The organism is Pseudalkalibacillus sp. SCS-8 (genome assembly GCF_040126055.1).
GTDB classification, from domain to species: domain Bacteria; phylum Bacillota; class Bacilli; order Bacillales; family Fictibacillaceae; genus Pseudalkalibacillus; species Pseudalkalibacillus nanhaiensis.
The window spans coordinates 1,214,219-1,231,002 of record NZ_CP143541.1; the positions used below are offsets into that span (position 1 = coordinate 1,214,219).

At 41.7% G+C, this 16,784-nt stretch carries 17 protein-coding genes; 12 read left to right on the forward strand and 5 right to left on the reverse strand.

The window, feature by feature from the left end; genetic code table 11:
- Nucleotides 1-16 precede the first annotated feature (16 nt).
- The 7 genes from V1497_RS06325 (at nucleotide 17) to V1497_RS06355 (ending at nucleotide 7,040) form a co-directional block, all read left to right on the forward strand.
- Entirely contained in the window at nucleotides 17-1,711 is a 1,695-nt protein-coding gene (locus V1497_RS06325) for a M3 family oligoendopeptidase (protein ID WP_349410130.1), read from the forward strand.
- Between the two features lie 98 nt (nucleotides 1,712-1,809).
- A complete protein-coding gene (gene deoD, locus V1497_RS06330) occupies nucleotides 1,810-2,523 on the forward strand; it encodes a purine-nucleoside phosphorylase (RefSeq protein WP_349410131.1) in 714 nt (237 codons plus the stop codon).
- 172 nt (nucleotides 2,524-2,695) lie between these two features.
- The gene (locus V1497_RS06335; protein ID WP_349410757.1) at nucleotides 2,696-3,394 is read left to right on the forward strand and encodes an ABC transporter ATP-binding protein; all 699 of its coding nucleotides are present in this window, start codon (nucleotides 2,696-2,698) and stop codon (nucleotides 3,392-3,394) included.
- Nucleotides 3,384-4,403, forward strand: coding sequence for an ABC transporter permease (locus tag V1497_RS06340; protein WP_349410132.1), 1,020 nt, complete (start codon nucleotides 3,384-3,386; stop codon nucleotides 4,401-4,403). Before V1497_RS06335 ends, V1497_RS06340 begins: the two co-directional genes overlap by 11 nt.
- A 30-nt stretch (nucleotides 4,404-4,433) precedes the next feature.
- The gene (locus tag V1497_RS06345) at nucleotides 4,434-5,099 is read left to right on the forward strand and encodes a TetR/AcrR family transcriptional regulator (RefSeq protein WP_349410133.1); all 666 of its coding nucleotides are present in this window, start codon (nucleotides 4,434-4,436) and stop codon (nucleotides 5,097-5,099) included.
- A 42-nt stretch (nucleotides 5,100-5,141) separates the two neighbouring features.
- The gene (locus V1497_RS06350; RefSeq protein WP_349410134.1) at nucleotides 5,142-5,891 is read left to right on the forward strand and encodes a TspO/MBR family protein; all 750 of its coding nucleotides are present in this window, start codon (nucleotides 5,142-5,144) and stop codon (nucleotides 5,889-5,891) included.
- A gap of 93 nt (nucleotides 5,892-5,984) precedes the next feature.
- On the forward strand, nucleotides 5,985-7,040 hold the full coding sequence (locus V1497_RS06355; RefSeq protein WP_349410135.1) for a class I SAM-dependent methyltransferase: 1,056 nt from the start codon (nucleotides 5,985-5,987) through the stop codon (nucleotides 7,038-7,040).
- A 47-nt stretch (nucleotides 7,041-7,087) separates the two neighbouring features.
- Here the strand turns inward: V1497_RS06355 and V1497_RS06360 are convergent, their stop codons facing one another.
- Genes V1497_RS06360 through V1497_RS06370 form a run of 3 tightly spaced genes read right to left on the reverse strand, consistent with a single transcriptional unit; the run spans nucleotide 7,088 to nucleotide 10,838 of the window.
- The gene (locus V1497_RS06360; protein WP_349410136.1) at nucleotides 7,088-8,212 is read right to left on the reverse strand and encodes a Ger(x)C family spore germination protein; all 1,125 of its coding nucleotides are present in this window, start codon (nucleotides 8,210-8,212) and stop codon (nucleotides 7,088-7,090) included.
- Between the two features lie 6 nt (nucleotides 8,213-8,218).
- Entirely contained in the window at nucleotides 8,219-9,307 is a 1,089-nt protein-coding gene (locus V1497_RS06365) for an endospore germination permease (protein WP_349410137.1), read from the reverse strand.
- Nucleotides 9,297-10,838, reverse strand: coding sequence for a spore germination protein (locus V1497_RS06370; protein WP_349410138.1), 1,542 nt, complete (start codon nucleotides 10,836-10,838; stop codon nucleotides 9,297-9,299). The genes V1497_RS06365 and V1497_RS06370 overlap by 11 nt, the downstream gene beginning before the upstream one ends.
- Before the next feature lie 146 nt (nucleotides 10,839-10,984).
- On the opposite strand from V1497_RS06370, the gene V1497_RS06375 reads away from it, so the two are divergent.
- From V1497_RS06375 to V1497_RS06395, 5 genes are all read left to right on the forward strand, one after another.
- On the forward strand, nucleotides 10,985-11,284 hold the full coding sequence (locus V1497_RS06375; protein ID WP_349410139.1) for a metal-sensing transcriptional repressor: 300 nt from the start codon (nucleotides 10,985-10,987) through the stop codon (nucleotides 11,282-11,284).
- Between the two features lie 18 nt (nucleotides 11,285-11,302).
- Nucleotides 11,303-13,726, forward strand: a complete 2,424-nt coding sequence (locus V1497_RS06380; protein ID WP_349410140.1) for a heavy metal translocating P-type ATPase — start codon at nucleotides 11,303-11,305, stop codon at nucleotides 13,724-13,726.
- 26 nt (nucleotides 13,727-13,752) lie between these two features.
- A complete protein-coding gene (gene copZ / locus V1497_RS06385; RefSeq protein WP_349410141.1) occupies nucleotides 13,753-13,956 on the forward strand; it encodes a copper chaperone CopZ in 204 nt (67 codons plus the stop codon).
- Between the two features lie 413 nt (nucleotides 13,957-14,369).
- Entirely contained in the window at nucleotides 14,370-14,723 is a 354-nt protein-coding gene (locus V1497_RS06390) for a hypothetical protein (protein ID WP_349410142.1), read from the forward strand.
- 160 nt (nucleotides 14,724-14,883) lie between these two features.
- Nucleotides 14,884-15,099, forward strand: coding sequence for a DUF2188 domain-containing protein (locus V1497_RS06395; protein ID WP_349410143.1), 216 nt, complete (start codon nucleotides 14,884-14,886; stop codon nucleotides 15,097-15,099).
- 74 nt (nucleotides 15,100-15,173) lie between these two features.
- On the opposite strand, the gene V1497_RS06400 is transcribed toward V1497_RS06395, so the two are convergent.
- Both V1497_RS06400 and V1497_RS06405 read right to left on the reverse strand, forming a co-directional pair.
- Nucleotides 15,174-15,761 (reverse strand): CPBP family intramembrane glutamic endopeptidase, encoded by a 588-nt coding sequence (locus V1497_RS06400; protein WP_349410144.1) that lies wholly within the window; start codon nucleotides 15,759-15,761, stop codon nucleotides 15,174-15,176.
- The gene (locus tag V1497_RS06405; RefSeq protein ID WP_349410145.1) at nucleotides 15,754-16,686 is read right to left on the reverse strand and encodes a DMT family transporter; all 933 of its coding nucleotides are present in this window, start codon (nucleotides 16,684-16,686) and stop codon (nucleotides 15,754-15,756) included. Before V1497_RS06405 ends, V1497_RS06400 begins: the two co-directional genes overlap by 8 nt.
- Nucleotides 16,687-16,784: the final 98 nt, after the last annotated feature.

Genomic DNA, 16,784 nt, shown 5'->3' on the forward strand with positions numbered 1-16,784 from the left:
AAAGCGAGGCACAGTAATGACGTTCAGTGAGTACCACTATGAAAGACCAGATATGATTAAATTCAAGAAAGCATTTCTTGCATTATTGAAGAAATTCGAACAAGCCTCAAGTAAAGTTGAACAAAATGAAAGAATGAAAGAAATCGTGCAATTGAGAACGGAATTTGAATCGATGATGACCATTTGTTCAATTCGGCACTCCATAGATACAACGGATTCATTTTACAAACAAGAGAAGGATTTTTTTGATGAACAGGCACCTGTTTATGAAGGGTATGTAAATCAGTTTTATAGGAAGCTTCTTCAGTCTAAGCATCGTTTTTATCTTGAGGAGGAATGGGGCTCGCAGCTCTTCAGGATTGCGATGCTATCCTTAAATACCTACTCCGAAGAAATTATGCAAGAGATGAAGGAAGAAAACAAACTGACAACACAATACTCTAAGTTGATTGCTTCTGCTAAAATTGAATTTGATGGGAAACAACGGACCTTAGCCCAATTATCACCCTTCATTCAATCCAAGAACCGTAAAACAAGGAAACGGGCAAGTGAAGCGAAATATCATTTCTACGCAGAGCATGAGGAGGAGTTCGACCTTCTTTATGATCAACTAGTGAAGGTTCGTTCACGCATGGCACATAACCTTGGCTACTCGAACTTTATCCAGCTCGGTTATGATCGTTTATTAAGGGTGGATTATGGTGAATGCGAGGTTCAAAAATTCAGGGAGCAGGTGCTGAAACACATCGTGCCGATTTCTCAAAGGCTTTTCGAACGACAGAGAAGACGAATCGGCACACCAACCTTGACTTATTATGATTTACCGTTTAATTTTAAGTCGGGTAATCCGACACCGAAAGGGGACCCAGAGTGGATTATCAGGAATGGAAAAAGGATGTATGCAGAACTGTCTGCAGAAACTAATGAATTTTTCCAGTATATGAATGACAACGAATTGATGGATCTTGTGAACAAGCAAGGAAAACGTTCGGGTGGATATTGCACGTATATCAGTAAATATAAATCACCATTCATCTTCTCGAATTTTGTTGGTACCTCTCATGATATAGATGTTTTGACTCATGAAGCAGGCCATGCCTTCCAGGTTTATTCCAGCAGGCATCTGACTATACCAGAATATGCTTTCCCAACGCATGAAGCTGCGGAAATTCATTCAATGAGTATGGAATTTTTTACATGGCCATGGATGAGGCTGTTCTTTGAGGAGGAAGCACCGAAATACTGGTTCAGTCATCTGAGTGGTGCACTGACATTCATCCCATATGCAGCTGCTGTAGATGAGTTCCAGCACTTCGTGTACCAGAATCCAGAAATTTCTCCTGCAGAACGGAAAAGAGCATGGAGAAAGATTGAACGTAAATATCTTCCTCACCGTGATTACGAAGACAACGATTTTTTGGAGCGAGGTTGTTTTTGGTATCAGCAAGGTCATATTTTCAGAACACCTTTCTACTACATTGATTATGCGTTGGCACAGATCTGTGCCATGCAGTTTTGGTGTAAAGCCTATGATGATTGGGAGCATGCGTGGTCGGAGTATTTATACCTTTGTAGACAGGGAGGAAGGATGTCGTTCACTGAACTTTTGAAAGGGGCGCGATTGAACTCTCCTTTTGAAGAAGACTGTGTCCAGTCTGTGGTTGCACCTATTGTTGAATGGTTGGAAGAGATCGATGACGCAGCCTTATGATTCCTTAAAGGATAAGATTACAAACGTTGCAAACAGGGTACCCTACATAACAGTGTCTATACCAGAGTATAATGTTTAATTTTAGGAGGAAAAGAAGCATGAGTATTCATATTGGAGCAAATAAAGGCGACATCGCAGAAACGATTTTATTACCTGGAGACCCGTTAAGGGCGAAATATATCGCTGAGACATTTCTTGAGGATGTGACGTGCTACAACGAAGTACGTGGCATGCTCGGGTTTACAGGTACCTATAAAGGAAAAAGAATTTCTGTCCAGGGAACAGGTATGGGTGTACCGTCGATTTCCATTTATGCGCATGAACTGATTGACAGCTATGGGGTCAAGAATTTGATCCGAGTCGGAACATGTGGTGCTTATCAAAAGGACGTGAAGGTACGTGATGTCATCCTGGCAATGTCTGCCTCTACGGATTCATCAACGAACCGTCATCGTTTCGGAGGGATTGATTTTGCACCTACAGCCAACTTCGATCTACTCCATGATGCATACGGAAAAGCAGTAGAACGTGGTTTGGAAGTGAAGGTAGGAAACGTCTTTACAAGTGATACGTTCTATAATGATACGATGGATCTTGCTAAGCAGCTGGCTGATTATCAGGTGCTTGCGGTAGAGATGGAGACATCTGCATTATACACCTTAGCGAACAAATTCGGTGTAAATGCGCTTTCGGTATTGACGGTCAGTGACCATGTTTTCACCGGAGAATCAACGTCTTCAGAAGAACGCCAAAAAACATTCAACGATATGATCGAAGTGGCATTGGATACAGCGGTCGAACATACATCATAATAATAACGGGAAAAAAGCACTCGGACCTCGAGTGCTTTTTTTATTTCTAGCTTGAAAAGGAATATAGAAGATTTAATCGAATAGTATAAATGAGTGATTACTCACTTTTTTATTCCAGTAGAGAGGATGATGATTGGTGGTAAATGAAAACATCATTCAGCTGACGGATTTGATGAAAAGATTTGGGAAGACGACTGTCATTCATAAAACGACGCTTGAAATCCGGAAGGGAGAGATATTTGGGATGCTTGGTCCTTCTGGTGCTGGTAAAACCACGCTTGTGAAGATGATTGCAGGAATCGAAAAACAGTCAAGTGGTGAGCTGAAGCTATTCGATATGAAAATGCCGTCTGCCCAACCGATCCGGCATATTGGTTATATGGCACAAACCGATGGCCTGTACCATGACATTACCGGGGAAGAGAATCTAAGCTTTTTTGCCTCGATGTATCACCTGAAAGGGAAAGAGAAGAAGGAGCGTTTGGTCCATGTTCTTGATTTAGTGGATTTGACAGCTCATAGGAAAAAGCTTGTCAGACATTATTCAGGCGGGATGAAGCGTCGCTTATCACTCGCAGTCGCCCTGTTGCATGAACCAGATTTGATCGTGTTGGATGAGCCGACGGTTGGTATAGATCCGGTGTTAAGACAGTCCATATGGAACGAATTATATAAGCTGAAAAAGAAGGGGATGACGATCCTTGTCACCACTCATGTCATGGATGAAGCAGAAAAGTGTGACCGACTGGCGATGATGAGGGAAGGGAAAATCATCGCTGTTGGAACTCCAGAAGAATTGAAGCAGAATACTGACACAAGCTCGATTGAAGAAGCATTCTTGCATTTTGGAGGTGTTCAACATGCGAATTAAAGCCTTGACCATACGAATCATCAAACAGTTCTTCCATGATAAACGAACCTTAGCGATGATGCTTGTCGCCCCTCTGTTGATCTTAACGATCATATCACTGGTATTTAATGGGGAGGATGTTGTCCCAGTCATCGGTTCCGATCAACTACCAAAACCGATTGAGGATAAACTTAAAGAAGCAGATGTTGAATGGGAAGAAATAAAAGAGACTGAGTATGATGAGGCCTTTCAGGAAGGGATCCTCGATGCCTGGGTGACGATGGTGGACCAACAGCTTCATATTACTGTCGAGGGCAGTGACCCGGGAATGAGCCAGCGAATCCTAAGCCTCATCCAACGGTCTTTGCAATCTGAAGCTGGAGCGATGAAACAGCCAGAAATCGAGTATTATTACGGTTCAGAAGACATGACGAGTTTTGATAACTTCGGTCCCGTCTTGATTGGATTCTTTGCATTCTTCTTCGTATTCTTGATTGCTGGCGTTTCGTTTTTGAGGGAAAGAACAGGGGGAACGTTAGAACGATTAATGGCGAGTCCGGTCAAAAAGTATGAGGTCGTGTCAGGTTACCTGTTAGGATTCGGGTTCTTCACGATCATCCAGTCTGTTTTGATTGTATTCTATTCCATATACGTCCTTGATCTTCTTATGATTGGCGATTTTCTTTGGGTGTTAGTCATAACATTACTTTGTGCATTCACAGCTTTGACACTTGGAACATTACTTTCGGCTTATGCGCAGAACGAATTGCAGATGATTCAATTCATCCCGATTGTCATCGTTCCTCAAGTTTTCTTTTCAGGTTTATTCGATCTGGAAGCCATATCTGATTGGGTGAGCTGGATCGGACCATTGACCCCGCTCTATTATGCAGCAGATGCGTTGAGGGATGTTATGATAAGAGGACTGGGGTTTGAAGAGATTCGTTTGAACCTACTGGTCTTGTTCGGTTTTTCCCTTGTATTCTCAATTGCAAATATGATTGCACTGCGAAAGTATAGAAGCTTTTAGTACTCTTCAATAATAAAGGAGTTTTCCCATATGGATGTAAAAGGATGGGCTGATGAGTTTTACCAGCTGTTGGATGAAGAAAAAATGACGGAAAAGCAGAAGAAAATCGTGCAGGCTTCCATTGAGGTATTTGCTGAAAAAGGCTATGCGGGTTCTTCAACCTCTGAAATCGCTAAAAAAGCTGGTGTAGCAGAAGGGACCATTTTCCGGCATTATAAGACGAAGAAGGATCTGTTGCTCTCCATCGTAGCACCTGTCATGGCGAAGTTTATGGCTCCATTCATCATTAAGGATTTGCATAAAGTGTTTGATCAGGAATTCGTTTCCTACGAACAATTCTTAAGGACATTATTCCTGAACAGACTTACTTTCATTAAAAAGCACTTAGCTGTGGTTAAGATCATGTTGCAGGAAATCCCTTTCCATCCAGAATTGAAGCAACAATTCCGAGAAACGGTCGTCGACCACGTCGTGGATAAGGTAGAAGAGACGATCGTGGTTTTCCAGGAAAAAGGGGAGTTGATTGATCTTCCTCCAATTTCAATTGTTCGTTTCACGGCATCTTCGCTTTTCGGGTATTTAATCGGAAGATTCATCCTATTTCCTGAACATGAATGGAATGATGAACAAGCAGTAGAGCAAACCATACAGATGATTCTGTATGGTGTCCATCGTCGTCCGGAAACAGAAGAATAAAACCGAATGTGTTGAGGTATGTATGAGATAGAGGTGACCTATATGAACAAAAAAGTGATCATGCTTTATTTGTTTTCTGTCTTATCCTACATTTTAATGATTGTTGTCAATGCAGCAGCTAATTTGCTGCCGCTAAACGGCCAAACGACCGGTGAGATATCAAATCGATTTCCTGTTCTCTTCACTCCAGCAGGATATGTTTTTTCCATCTGGTCCGTCATCTATCTTCTGCTTGCAGTTTGGCTGGTCTATCTCCTTTTTCCGAAGAGTGTTAATCACAATGTCTTTCAAAAGACAGGTGTCTGGTTCATACTTAGTAGCCTGTTGAATACAGCTTGGATCATCCTTTGGCATTATGAGTATTTCAACTTGACGATCGTCGTAATGGTAGGGTTGCTTCTTACACTGATCATATTGTATTCCAAGATTCAACAGTCTTCAGGCAGAAATCTGTTAGACCGTCTTCCATTTTCGGTCTATCTTGCATGGATTTCCGTTGCTACCATCGTGAATACCGGTGTTGTCCTCCTGTATAACGACTGGAGTGGATGGGGGTTACCCGATGTCACATGGACGGTGATCCTGTTGATTGGTGGTACGTTGTTGGCGATTGGATTTGCTATGAAAAATGAGGACCTTGTTTATTCAATCGTATTCGCCTGGGCTTATATCGGTATTGCGGTGAAACAGAAAGACTATGAATCGGTTCAGTTTACAGCAGTGGGCATGGCGATTCTTCTAATCTTATTCGTAATTATCAGCTTCATTCGAGCCCGAAGGCCAAACGTGTAATCGTCGGAATATTGTGAAATATTATTGACTTTACTGTTCCTTCGTGTGTACGATAAATCCATAGATAACCCTCAAATGGACGGAGGAAGTTGGATGAACCATTTACAGGTATTGGACAAAAAGGGACCGACACCTTATGATGAGACGGATTTCGAATTCACCGAGGTCTTTCCTAGTTACCGTGTTGATTTACGAAATCCTAGGAATGAAATGCCGGACAAATTTTTCAATGCCAATCTGGTCAGTGATTGGTCACAGCTATCATGGGATGATATCGGTAAGCCTTATGAGGTGAAGACGGTATCTGTCGAGCGGATTGAATGGGAACGAGAGCATAGACAGAAGATGCCTGTGAAGACCTCATGGGAATATTTCAATCGATCGTTCCACGAATGGTTTGTAAAGGATGTTCCTGAAGAAAAATCAGAAGCGAAACGAGCATTGAAAGCGCATTTGAAGCAATTTAAGGCACGTGATGTGAAAGAGAGCATAGGAGATCTGGTTCGCTTGTCCTTGTGGAATTATGCACATCTTGTCGAGGACGGCATTTGGGATCCGCGTGGAAAGCGGGCTCTATTCGAGGGTTTGGATGTTGAGAAGCCGAATATTTTATTTTTAGGAGCGGCAGAAGGATATGAAGCGATGCAGCTGCAGGCGATGTATCCTGGAGGACAAGTTGTCATGGTTGATTATGATCCGTTCTGCAAAACGAATCGCTTTACTGAATTTCCAGAAACGTATCCATTCCTTGGTGTTAATCCTCAGACAGGTAGTCCGCGTGTATGGTATAAACATCAAATGAATATCGACTATGTGGTCGAGGATATACGTAACTTAAAATACGGAAAGGAATTTGATATCGTCATCAGCGTCGGTCTGTTGGAGCATGTACCTGATGCATATAAGGAAGAAATTCTCGACTTCCACCGACGCTTCTTGAAGCCAGGTGGTTATGTAATCATGACGACACCGCGTAACCAGTGGAAATCCAGGATGTATTATCATGTTATGGCCGATGTGATGAATCATACGTACCGTGAACTGATGGACATCCGTCAGATGGGACTATACGTTTACCAGTCAGGGTTCGATATCTTGAGGCATGGGTACATGAAGGTCCATAATGGGATTGTTGCAAAACCACGATGAAAAAAGATCTCTTCTTAATGAAGAGATCTTTTCATTTCTATTCGTATCTAGTTAAGAATTCCATTTCCGGTAATTTCAACCGTTACTTTTGCATTTATAGGGATGTTTGGGTAATCTTTTTCCCATTCAAGGTTCTTCCAAACCTTTGGATGAAAGGCCATCAATTCTCTGCCAATCCCGAGTGGATCACTATTTGCATCCTGAAGTTGCCTAATCATTTGGTTCATTTCTTTAGTTAGCATTGTGGATAATTTCCCCTCAAGTTTCTTGAATTCCTTTTTACTTCCAAGATTATCAGAAGGGTATTCGATAATATTCGCTTTTAAATTTACATCGAAATCAACCGTGAACGAATGGTTTGAAACATTATTTAAAGTCATATCACTTTTGCTTTTGTATACATCAATTGTAATATAATTTTCTATATCCTGTCGTTTATCCACATGAACTTTCCGAGAAAAGCGAAGAAACTTGTTGGTCTTGTTCATCAAGGTCAAAAGTAGAGTCGCATCATTTGTGTTAATGAATCCTGTCATCCGGTCATCGTTGAATAAAGCAAGTCCTTTCACTTCGATTTCAGGTACTTCTTCGTGTAAGACTAGATAGGGAAGTACAGGATCAGAACCTGGATCCATGAATTTTGAAAGGATGGCTTGTACATCAAGTCTTGGTAGAATAGAGTTTTTTTCACTGCTGATAATCAGTTCTTCAATATATTCTGCAACCAAAGTATTTCCTTTCCTTATAATTTCCAGATACTTTGCTGCTTCACCATTTGTGATAGCAATCTTCCCATTTAATGAACTGGAAGGTTCCCTGTAAAAAATATCCAAGTATGGATACAAGCCTTCCTCCCCAATCACTTCACTATAAAGATATACTCGCGTTTTAGCCCCTGTAAAAGAATCAGAGAGTTTCTTATCTATGTTCATACGTGTTTCTCGCATATTTTTTCCTACGCCAGATACAATTTCATTTTGAGGAGATCCGCCACCGGATTCGGCCCCACTTGCGACAAACCCTCTGATAATTACAGTACCCCTTACGTGCCCATTTTCTGTTCGATCTAAAGCAGCGGCATAAACAAGGCGTGCATCCTTTATAAGGTGTTGATCCCAACAACCAGTTAATAAAAGCAAAGGTAGAAGAATTCCAAATAGAAATTTTTTCACCTTTTATCACTCCGATCTTAATGACTTAAGAATTGAAATCAACAATAATAGGATAGGAATGAACGCTATGAATCCATAACTTACATATCCGATATACGTACTAATTTGTTCAATTTCAAACTTTGTGTTAGGGATTAAAGCCAAAGCAAAAGCAACAGAAGCTACAATGTAAGCAGAAGCCTTATGACCCTTCAATTTGAAAAGATAGGAAACCCCCTTGGATGCAAAAAGCAAATAGCTGATAAAAGAAGTTGCAACGATTACAATCCAGATTGAAATGAAGAGTAGATCGATTCTTTCTACGATTTTAAAGGTGATTGCCTTTAACATATACAAGACAGGATGTGGTATCAGATCTATTTCCTTTGGAGAGAAAAACATGAAGCTGATCAGAACCAGGAAAACGTAAATCAAAACAGTAATGCCATTGGCTAAACTTACTGCTTTCAATATTGAACGGTCATTTGCCTGTGTATATTTTGATAGGATTAACAACTGTTCGAATCCCAGCATTGAAATCAAGACAGAATGAGCACCGATAAATATTTTTAGAGTGCCAGCCTGGCCGATTGGAAACAAATATCGGTATTCAACAGATGTTGGAAAGGAAATCAATGTCAAGATGATCAGAATTGGCACCAATATGGTTACAAACATGAAGAACCTAGCAATAATGCGAACTCTTTCTTTGACAATATAGATACCTGCAAAAACCATCATCAGCATTAGTGCCCATTTCGGAGTATGGGGCAACACCCATAGCTTTAGAATGGATTGATATAAATCCAGAATCAACATACATATCAACGTTCCATAAATGATATATAAGGTACTGATCAATTTACCAAAATATTTTCCGGCCAGCTTCTCAGCAATCCCATAAATGGTTTCTCCTGGGTATTTTTTTATGAGACCCCAAATGATGAAAATTAATAGTTGGGATATAAAGCCTGCTATGAGGACGGAAATCCATCCATCGTTTTGGGATACTTGATGTACTGCAAAGGGCAGCCCTAAAACACCCACTCCGATTTGGGTTTGCAGGATCATATAAAACAATTGATATTTGGTAATCGTTTCTGCTTTATTTTTCATCCTTTTTCCATCCTCTAGATGGCCACTCCTGCCTCAAGTGTTGAGGGGATGCGTCCATCGGCCGAGTATTCATCATCCAGCGTGGTAATCGGAAGATGGTATCCTTTAGGTCTTTTAGATGGAATGGAGCAAATGGAGCGAAGTAAGGGTGTCCAAAAGGTTCCATCTTACATAACTGAATCAGGATCATCATCAAGCCAAATACGATACCGATAAAACCGAATAATGAAGCCAAAATCATGAGTGGAAAGCCTAATATACGGATTGTCGTCGTCATTTCATTCGATGGCACCACGAAAGAAGAGATTCCCGTGAGTGCAATGACGATAATCATGACATTGGAAATTAAATTTGCTTGAACAACAGCAGTACCAATGACGAGTCCACCTACGATACCAATCGTCTGTGAAATCGGACTGGGTAATCTTACTGAGGCTTCCCTCAGCAACTCTAATGTAAGCTGCATGATGAAAGCTTCCAATAACGGTGGGAAGGGAATGAACTCAAGAGAGCTTTTAACTGAAAAGACAAGCTCAATAGGAATAACTTCCAAATTGAATGATACAAGTGCAATGTAAAAAGCAGGTAGTCCGATTGCAATCAAGAAACTGAAGACTCTGATGGCACGGAGAAATGTACCGACAACCCATCTGCTGTTATAGTCATCCGGCGATTGATAGAAAGTGAAGAAATTAACAGGTAATACAAGTACAGTTGGACTCCCCTCCATCAAGATAATGACCCTCCCTTCCATCAAGTTGGCTGTAGCCCGATCTGGACGCTCTGTATTCAGAACTTGTGGAAATGGAGACAACGGATAATCTTCAATGAATTCTTCGATATAGCCGGGTGTTTGTATGGAGTCCGTATCAATGTAGTTCAGACGTTCTTCTATCGTATTGACCAGTTCCGGATCGGCCAGGTCTTTGATATACATAATCGCAAGTTTCGTATTCGTCGCTTTCCCTAAAGTGATATATTTCATATAAAGGTTAGGATTCTCGATTCGCTTTCGCATTAAATAAATATTTGTTTGCAAACTTTCAATGAATCCTTCATGGGATCCGCGGATGACATACTCATTCGTAGGTTCAGAAACACTTCTGAAATTAGTCTGAAAAACATTGACTAAGTAAGCGAAGTCCATATCCTCAGTAAAAATGGTACATTGCCCTTCAATCATTCCTCTGATGATTTTCATCAAATCGAATGAGTGATCAATTTGGGTTGTGTTTATCAACTCAGGAATTTCCCCACTATTCGCTTGCTGAAGCGGCTTAATTATGAAATCTTTCATCTTTTCTTTACTGACTAAAGAAGATATGAATAGGATGGTGAGTTTTTTGCCGTTAAACGTAAAGGTCCTGGATTCAACATCATCTGAGCGGAACAGGGCGTTCTTAATAAAATCTATATTCTCATCTAAACTTTGAAAAAAAGGTTTGGAAGTCGTGTTCAATTCGGATTGATAAGAATGCAGCGCTTTTTGTGATTTCGATTTAAGCGGTTTAGGAAATTTCCTTCTTTTCATTTGAACACTCACCCCCTCAAGAATTCTACTTATTAATAACCTTTCCATGTCAGCTAAAATTATCCAAAAAAACGAAGCATTTGTGTTGATATATATACTAAAGGGGGGTATAGTATATATAAAGAAGAAATGGAAGGGTGAAGGTTATGCCTGAACATGATTCACCGATCATTCCAAGAACCGAAGAAGAGAAGGTGAAGATCCAGAATCGATTGAAGCGGATTGAAGGCCAAGTCCGCGGGCTTCAGAAGATGGTGGATGAAGACCGGTATTGCATGGATGTGCTCGTCCAAATTTCAGCGATCAATTCTGCCTTGAAGCAGGTCGGATTTACGTTGATGGAAAGACATGCGAATACGTGTATGAAGCATACGATTGAATCTGGAGACGGAGAAGAATACATTGATGAACTGATGAAGATTTTCAGACAATTCTCGAAGTCCTAAGGGAAAGAAGGTGCAACCATGAGTGAAGCACAACAGCTCACACATCAAGTAAGGGAAGAAACGCTACCCATTTCAGGTATGACATGCGCAGCCTGCTCAAATCGGATTGAAAAAGTGCTGAACAAGATGGATGGGGTTGAAGCCTCCGTCAATTTGACGACAGAAAAGGCGAAAGTGAAATTCGATGAAGAGAAGGTTTCGTCAGATGAGATCATCGAAAAAATTCAAAAGCTCGGGTACGATGTTCCTTCTGAACGAGTTGAGCTTGATATCGAAGGGATGACATGTGCTGCCTGCTCCAATCGCATTGAAAAGGTAGTCGGGAAAATGGCAGGCGTTACGCAAGCCAATGTCAACCTGACAACCGAGGTTGGGAATTTTGAATATAAGCCTGGAATCGTTACCCTTGAAGATATTCTTACTAAAATTGATAAGCTTGGGTATTCGGCATCAGTCAAGAAAGACCGAGATACAAAGCAAGAATCGAAGGATCGGGAGTTGAAGAAGAAGCAACGAACACTTCTTCTTTCCATATTGCTTTCCTCACCACTTTTATACACGATGTTCGGACATATGCCGTTTGAGACTGGAATTCCGGTTCCTCATATCCTTATGAATCCGTGGATCCAGCTTTTACTTGCGACACCTGTCCAGTTTTATATTGGAGGACCATTCTACATTGGCGCTTATCGTGCTTTAATGAATAAGAGCGCGAATATGGATGTATTAGTAGCGCTTGGAACCTCAGCCGCGTACTTCTACAGTCTTGTTGAAACGTTGCGCTTTGCCGTACGTCCAGGGTATGAGCCACAGTTATATTTTGAGACGAGTGCGATCCTTATCACGCTCATCCTTCTAGGGAAGTATTTTGAATTCCTGGCAAAAGGGCGGACGACATTAGCCTTGAAATCGTTGCTGAATTTACAAGCGAAGGAAGCGACGGTTCTGCAGGATGGCCAAGAGAAAAAGGTTCCAGTCGATCAGGTCAATGTAGGGGACCATATCCTCGTAAAACCCGGTGAAAAGATTCCAGTCGATGGGAAGGTCGTGAAAGGGCAATCGTCTGTCGATGAGTCGATGATTACGGGTGAATCCATCCCAGTAGAAAAAAATGTGGATGAGGATGTCATTGGATCGACCATCAACAAAAACGGTTCATTGATTATTGAAGCGACTAAGGTAGGGAAAGATACTGCTCTTGCGGGTATCATCCGGATCGTGGAAGAAGCTCAAGGTTCAAAAGCACCTATTCAACGGATGGCGGATGTTATTTCTGGAATCTTTGTCCCGATCGTTGTTGCAATCAGTGTCATCGTCTTCCTCATCTGGTATTTCGTCGCAGCTCCAGGTGAATTGACAGCAGCACTGGAGGCTTCGATCGCCGTCCTCGTGATTGCATGTCCATGTGCCTTAGGCCTTGCAACTCCAACCTCCATCATGGTAGGGACCGGTAAAGGTGCAGAACAGGGAATTCTCTTTAAAGGTGGAGAATATCTCGAAGGTACGCATAAGATCAATGCTGTTCTGTTGGATAAGACAGGGACGATCACGAAAGGCACGCCTGAGGTTACGGATTGGATTCCTTTTTCAGAAGACGATCAGCTATTGAGCTACTTGATTGCTGCAGAACGAGGGTCTGAACATCCACTCGCAAATGCAATCGTCACCTATGGACAAGAACAGAAAGCTGATGGCTTGGAAGCGGATGAATTTGAAGCTGTACCAGGTCATGGTATTATTGCTAAGATCAATAGCCAGGAAATCCTGGTGGGAACGCGAAAATTAATGAAGCAGCATTCGATTGACACTTCTTCACATGAAGAGGATATCATCCAGCTGGAGAACGAAGGCAAGACCGTCATGTTGATGGCTTTGAATAACGAACTCGCGGGTCTGATTGCGGTTGCAGACACAATTAAAGAAACATCGAAAGAGGCCATACAGCAACTGAAGAATATGGGCATCGACGTTTATATGATTACCGGTGATAATGAGCGTACTGCCAACGCTATTGCTGAACAGATTGACCTTGATGGGGTCTTTGCAGAAGTCCTTCCTGAAGAGAAGTCTGAAAAAGTAAAAGAGCTCCAATCAAAAGGTAAGAAGGTCATGATGGTGGGAGATGGCATTAATGATGCGCCTGCACTAGCTCTAGCTGATATCGGTGTCGCAATCGGTACCGGGACAGATGTCGCCATTGAAACAGCTGATATCACCCTTCTTGGCGGAGACTTATTGCTCTTACGTAAAGCAATCGTTTTAAGTCAGAAGACGATGAAAAACATCAAACAAAACCTATTCTGGGCTTTATTCTATAACTCTGCTGGAATACCGATCGCCGCTCTCGGACTTCTTGCACCATGGGTAGCAGGGGCAGCGATGGCATTCAGCTCTGTATCCGTTGTTAGTAACTCTCTTCGTTTGAAGAAAGTGAAAATATAAATATTACATCAGAGGAGGAATTAAGGATGGAAAAAACATTACAAGTAGAAGGTATGACATGTAACCATTGCAAGCAGGCGGTGACCAATGCATTGGCTGAATTGAATGGTGTGAACGAGGTCGATGTTGATCTTGAAAAAGGCACAGCATCCGTTCAATATGAAGAAGGAAAAGTAACAGAAGAAGATATGAAAAATGCAGTTGAAGAACAAGGGTATGACGTAAAATAGTGATTGATGATTTGAGGGCTGTCGGGACTTTCTCGACAGCCTTTTTTTGTTGGAAAGCTCTGTTTTTTGATGGATTTTCCCTATTTAATGGTCCGAAGTCTTGTATTTCGCATTTTCGGAGTCAATTTTAGCCGAATGAAGCCACAAAACTGAAGATTTTCCTGTGGAAAACTTGAAAAGAACGCTTCGGACGAAGAATGATCTACAAAAATGAGAAATTATCTACGAAAATGGAAATTTATCTACCAAAATTAAGGATTATCTACGAAAAACAGAAATTATCTACAAAAATGAGAAATTATCTACAAAACTGAATGATTCACTTTAAGTGGTCTTACGTGGCCAGCCAGAGCCTACTCAGAAACAAGTACATCCTTCCGGGCATAGATTGGCTAAGAAGGAAGGTGACAAAATTGAATTACTCGGAATGGAGCGGGTATACAGGTTGGGGAGAGTGGCATCCCCGTTTTCCGATCGGTACAGATCCAGACGATGTAACCCAGATGATGTTCTCAGCACAAAGTTTCCTTGTTCCGACCCAAGAGCTCCAAGTGTTATTGGAGAAGGTGGCGACCAATAAGACGTTTGCACATGATTTGAAAAAAGCGGCGGAATTGAATCAAAATGATAAAGTCATCAAAATGATTAAATCCGCAGGTGTATATACGGATTTCAATATACGGATCAACCCTGATGGAATCAGGATTGCTTTCAAGCCCGACCATGCAAATGCATGCTTCTTCATTTCTTTATCGTTATGTTGGTAAACTCGAACTTTGGACCTTAACAACCAATCAAGTTTGGGAAAATCCATGCTGAATTACATGGTTTTCTTGCGTATAAATGCAATAACTTTCCCAATACAAAGGCTTCTGGACCTGTGATAGGATAAAAGTACCTTAAATAATTGGAAAAGGATGTGGGACAATGTCTAGAATGATTGTAACCGTCAAAAGAGGGAAGAAATGGGCCAATATTTTAGACGGGAATTACCGATCCTCGAGTACTCATCTGACACAGCAGGACGCTATAGAAGTGGCGAAGCATCGGGCACAGCAGAAGGGTTACGAGCATGTGATCTACCGAAAAGACGGAACAATCCGCGAGATTAATAAATATCTACCACTTACTATTCAAAAGTAATGAGTAGGTCTTTCTTACCGCAAATAACATAACGACAAAAGGGATCGGCATCCAGCCAGTCTCTTTTTTTATTGTCACAGTAATGGAAATAAAAGAAAGAAAAACAGGTCAAAAATCCAATGTGAAATGAGAGCTGGTAAAAGAGACTGCGTATATTCGTATAAAATTCCCCAGAACAAGCCTGCAACAAGTGCAGCTGCAACAAGCAAGAGGCTGCCGGATGCGATGTGGGCAGCAGCATACAATGTGACTGCAACACCGATACGGAAAACAGAGGAACCTGGGAGGGAGGATTGGACAAAGCCCCTCCAAAACCATTCCTCAGCAGGGATGATTAACACAAACACAAGCAGGGTATGCCAAATCGTCTTCGGCTGAATCAATCCGTACAGGGCTCCGAGTTCTTCAAAAAGGGTTGGAGCCATGGACAAGACGACTGTTTTCCCGAAGGCAAACAATCCATATAAGAAAACGCCACTTACAACGGCTAGGAAGATTTGCTGTGCTTTCGGAGCTCCTAACGAAGGTCGTGCTTTCCACCAGGCGTATAGCAAAAGCCCTCCTTGGACGATAGGGAACAGGAGCCAGAATTCGTCCTTTGATTGAAAAGCGATGCCAAGAATGAGCCAGGCAACCAATACTGGTAGGACTACTTTAAACATTTTCCCGGACCTCTTTTACCGGATCTTTAGAGGACGCCTTCCTGGAAGCTTTATATTTTGGTCTCCTCAAAAACATATAAATACCGAATAGGATTATCATGCCCCCTATGAATTGTTCAAGACGAACGGATTCTCCAAGTAGGAAATAGGCGAGAATGGATGCCCCGATCGGTTCTCCGAGGATGCTCATTGAAATGACGGTCGTACTAACATGTTTCAACGCCCAGTTGAAGATGGAATGCCCAAGCAAAGTTGGGAAGATCGCAAGCAGTAAGAAATAGATCCAATCCATCTGTGGATATGGCGCAAGGTCATAATCAAGGCTCAGACAATAAATGAAAAGTGTACAAGTCGCCATTCCATAGACAAGGAATGTATAGGTCATGAGATGAAGATGCTTCCTGAGTGTTTGTCCAAATAAATAGTAAACCGTCACGGCCACGGCGCCGAGTAGGGCTAACAAATCACCGAACAGCGCCATTCCACTGATCTTAAAATCCCCCCAGCTGATCAATACACTTCCGCTGATTGCTAAGAGTCCTCCAAGTAAAGCTTTCAAAGATAATTTTTCCTTAAAGAAAATATATGTGCCGACAAAAGCGAAAATCGGCTGCAATGCGACAAGGACCACCGAGCTTGCCACAGACGTGTAATTCAACGATTCGAACCAAAGAATGAAATGGACGGCTAAGAAAATCCCTGAGAATAGACAATAGAGCAGGTCTCTTCTAGTCAATCTCTTAAAATCGTTTCTGAAGTAGATCACCATTACCGGGAGCATAAGCAGGGTGGTGAATAATAGACGATATCCTGCAATGACAGGTGCTGGTGCTGATGATAATTTTACGAGTATAGCAGAGGTTGAAACAGATAAAACGCCGATAAAAATAGCTATGTATGGATTGATGAATGGTTCTTGTTTCAACTGGAAACCTCCTATCGAATGGATGCCATTACTGGTAGTTTAGCACTCTCCACCTGGTTGAGGAATGCTTTTTTCACTGAAAATAATAAGAGAGATTG

Coding starts and splice junctions, on each gene's coding strand:
- V1497_RS06325 (WP_349410130.1), top strand. CDS start 17: ATGACGTTCAGTGAGTACCACTATGAAAGACCAGATATGATTAAATTC.
- deoD (WP_349410131.1), top strand. CDS start 1,810: ATGAGTATTCATATTGGAGCAAATAAAGGCGACATCGCAGAAACGATT.
- V1497_RS06335 (WP_349410757.1), top strand. CDS start 2,696: ATGAAAAGATTTGGGAAGACGACTGTCATTCATAAAACGACGCTTGAA.
- V1497_RS06340 (WP_349410132.1), top strand. CDS start 3,384: ATGCGAATTAAAGCCTTGACCATACGAATCATCAAACAGTTCTTCCAT.
- V1497_RS06345 (WP_349410133.1), top strand. CDS start 4,434: ATGGATGTAAAAGGATGGGCTGATGAGTTTTACCAGCTGTTGGATGAA.
- V1497_RS06350 (WP_349410134.1), top strand. CDS start 5,142: ATGAACAAAAAAGTGATCATGCTTTATTTGTTTTCTGTCTTATCCTAC.
- V1497_RS06355 (WP_349410135.1), top strand. CDS start 5,985: ATGAACCATTTACAGGTATTGGACAAAAAGGGACCGACACCTTATGAT.
- V1497_RS06365 (WP_349410137.1), bottom strand. CDS start 9,307: ATGAAAAATAAAGCAGAAACGATTACCAAATATCAATTGTTTTATATG.
- V1497_RS06370 (WP_349410138.1), bottom strand. CDS start 10,838: ATGAAAAGAAGGAAATTTCCTAAACCGCTTAAATCGAAATCACAAAAA.
- V1497_RS06375 (WP_349410139.1), top strand. CDS start 10,985: ATGCCTGAACATGATTCACCGATCATTCCAAGAACCGAAGAAGAGAAG.
- V1497_RS06380 (WP_349410140.1), top strand. CDS start 11,303: ATGAGTGAAGCACAACAGCTCACACATCAAGTAAGGGAAGAAACGCTA.
- copZ (WP_349410141.1), top strand. CDS start 13,753: ATGGAAAAAACATTACAAGTAGAAGGTATGACATGTAACCATTGCAAG.
- V1497_RS06395 (WP_349410143.1), top strand. CDS start 14,884: ATGTCTAGAATGATTGTAACCGTCAAAAGAGGGAAGAAATGGGCCAAT.
- V1497_RS06400 (WP_349410144.1), bottom strand. CDS start 15,761: ATGTTTAAAGTAGTCCTACCAGTATTGGTTGCCTGGCTCATTCTTGGC.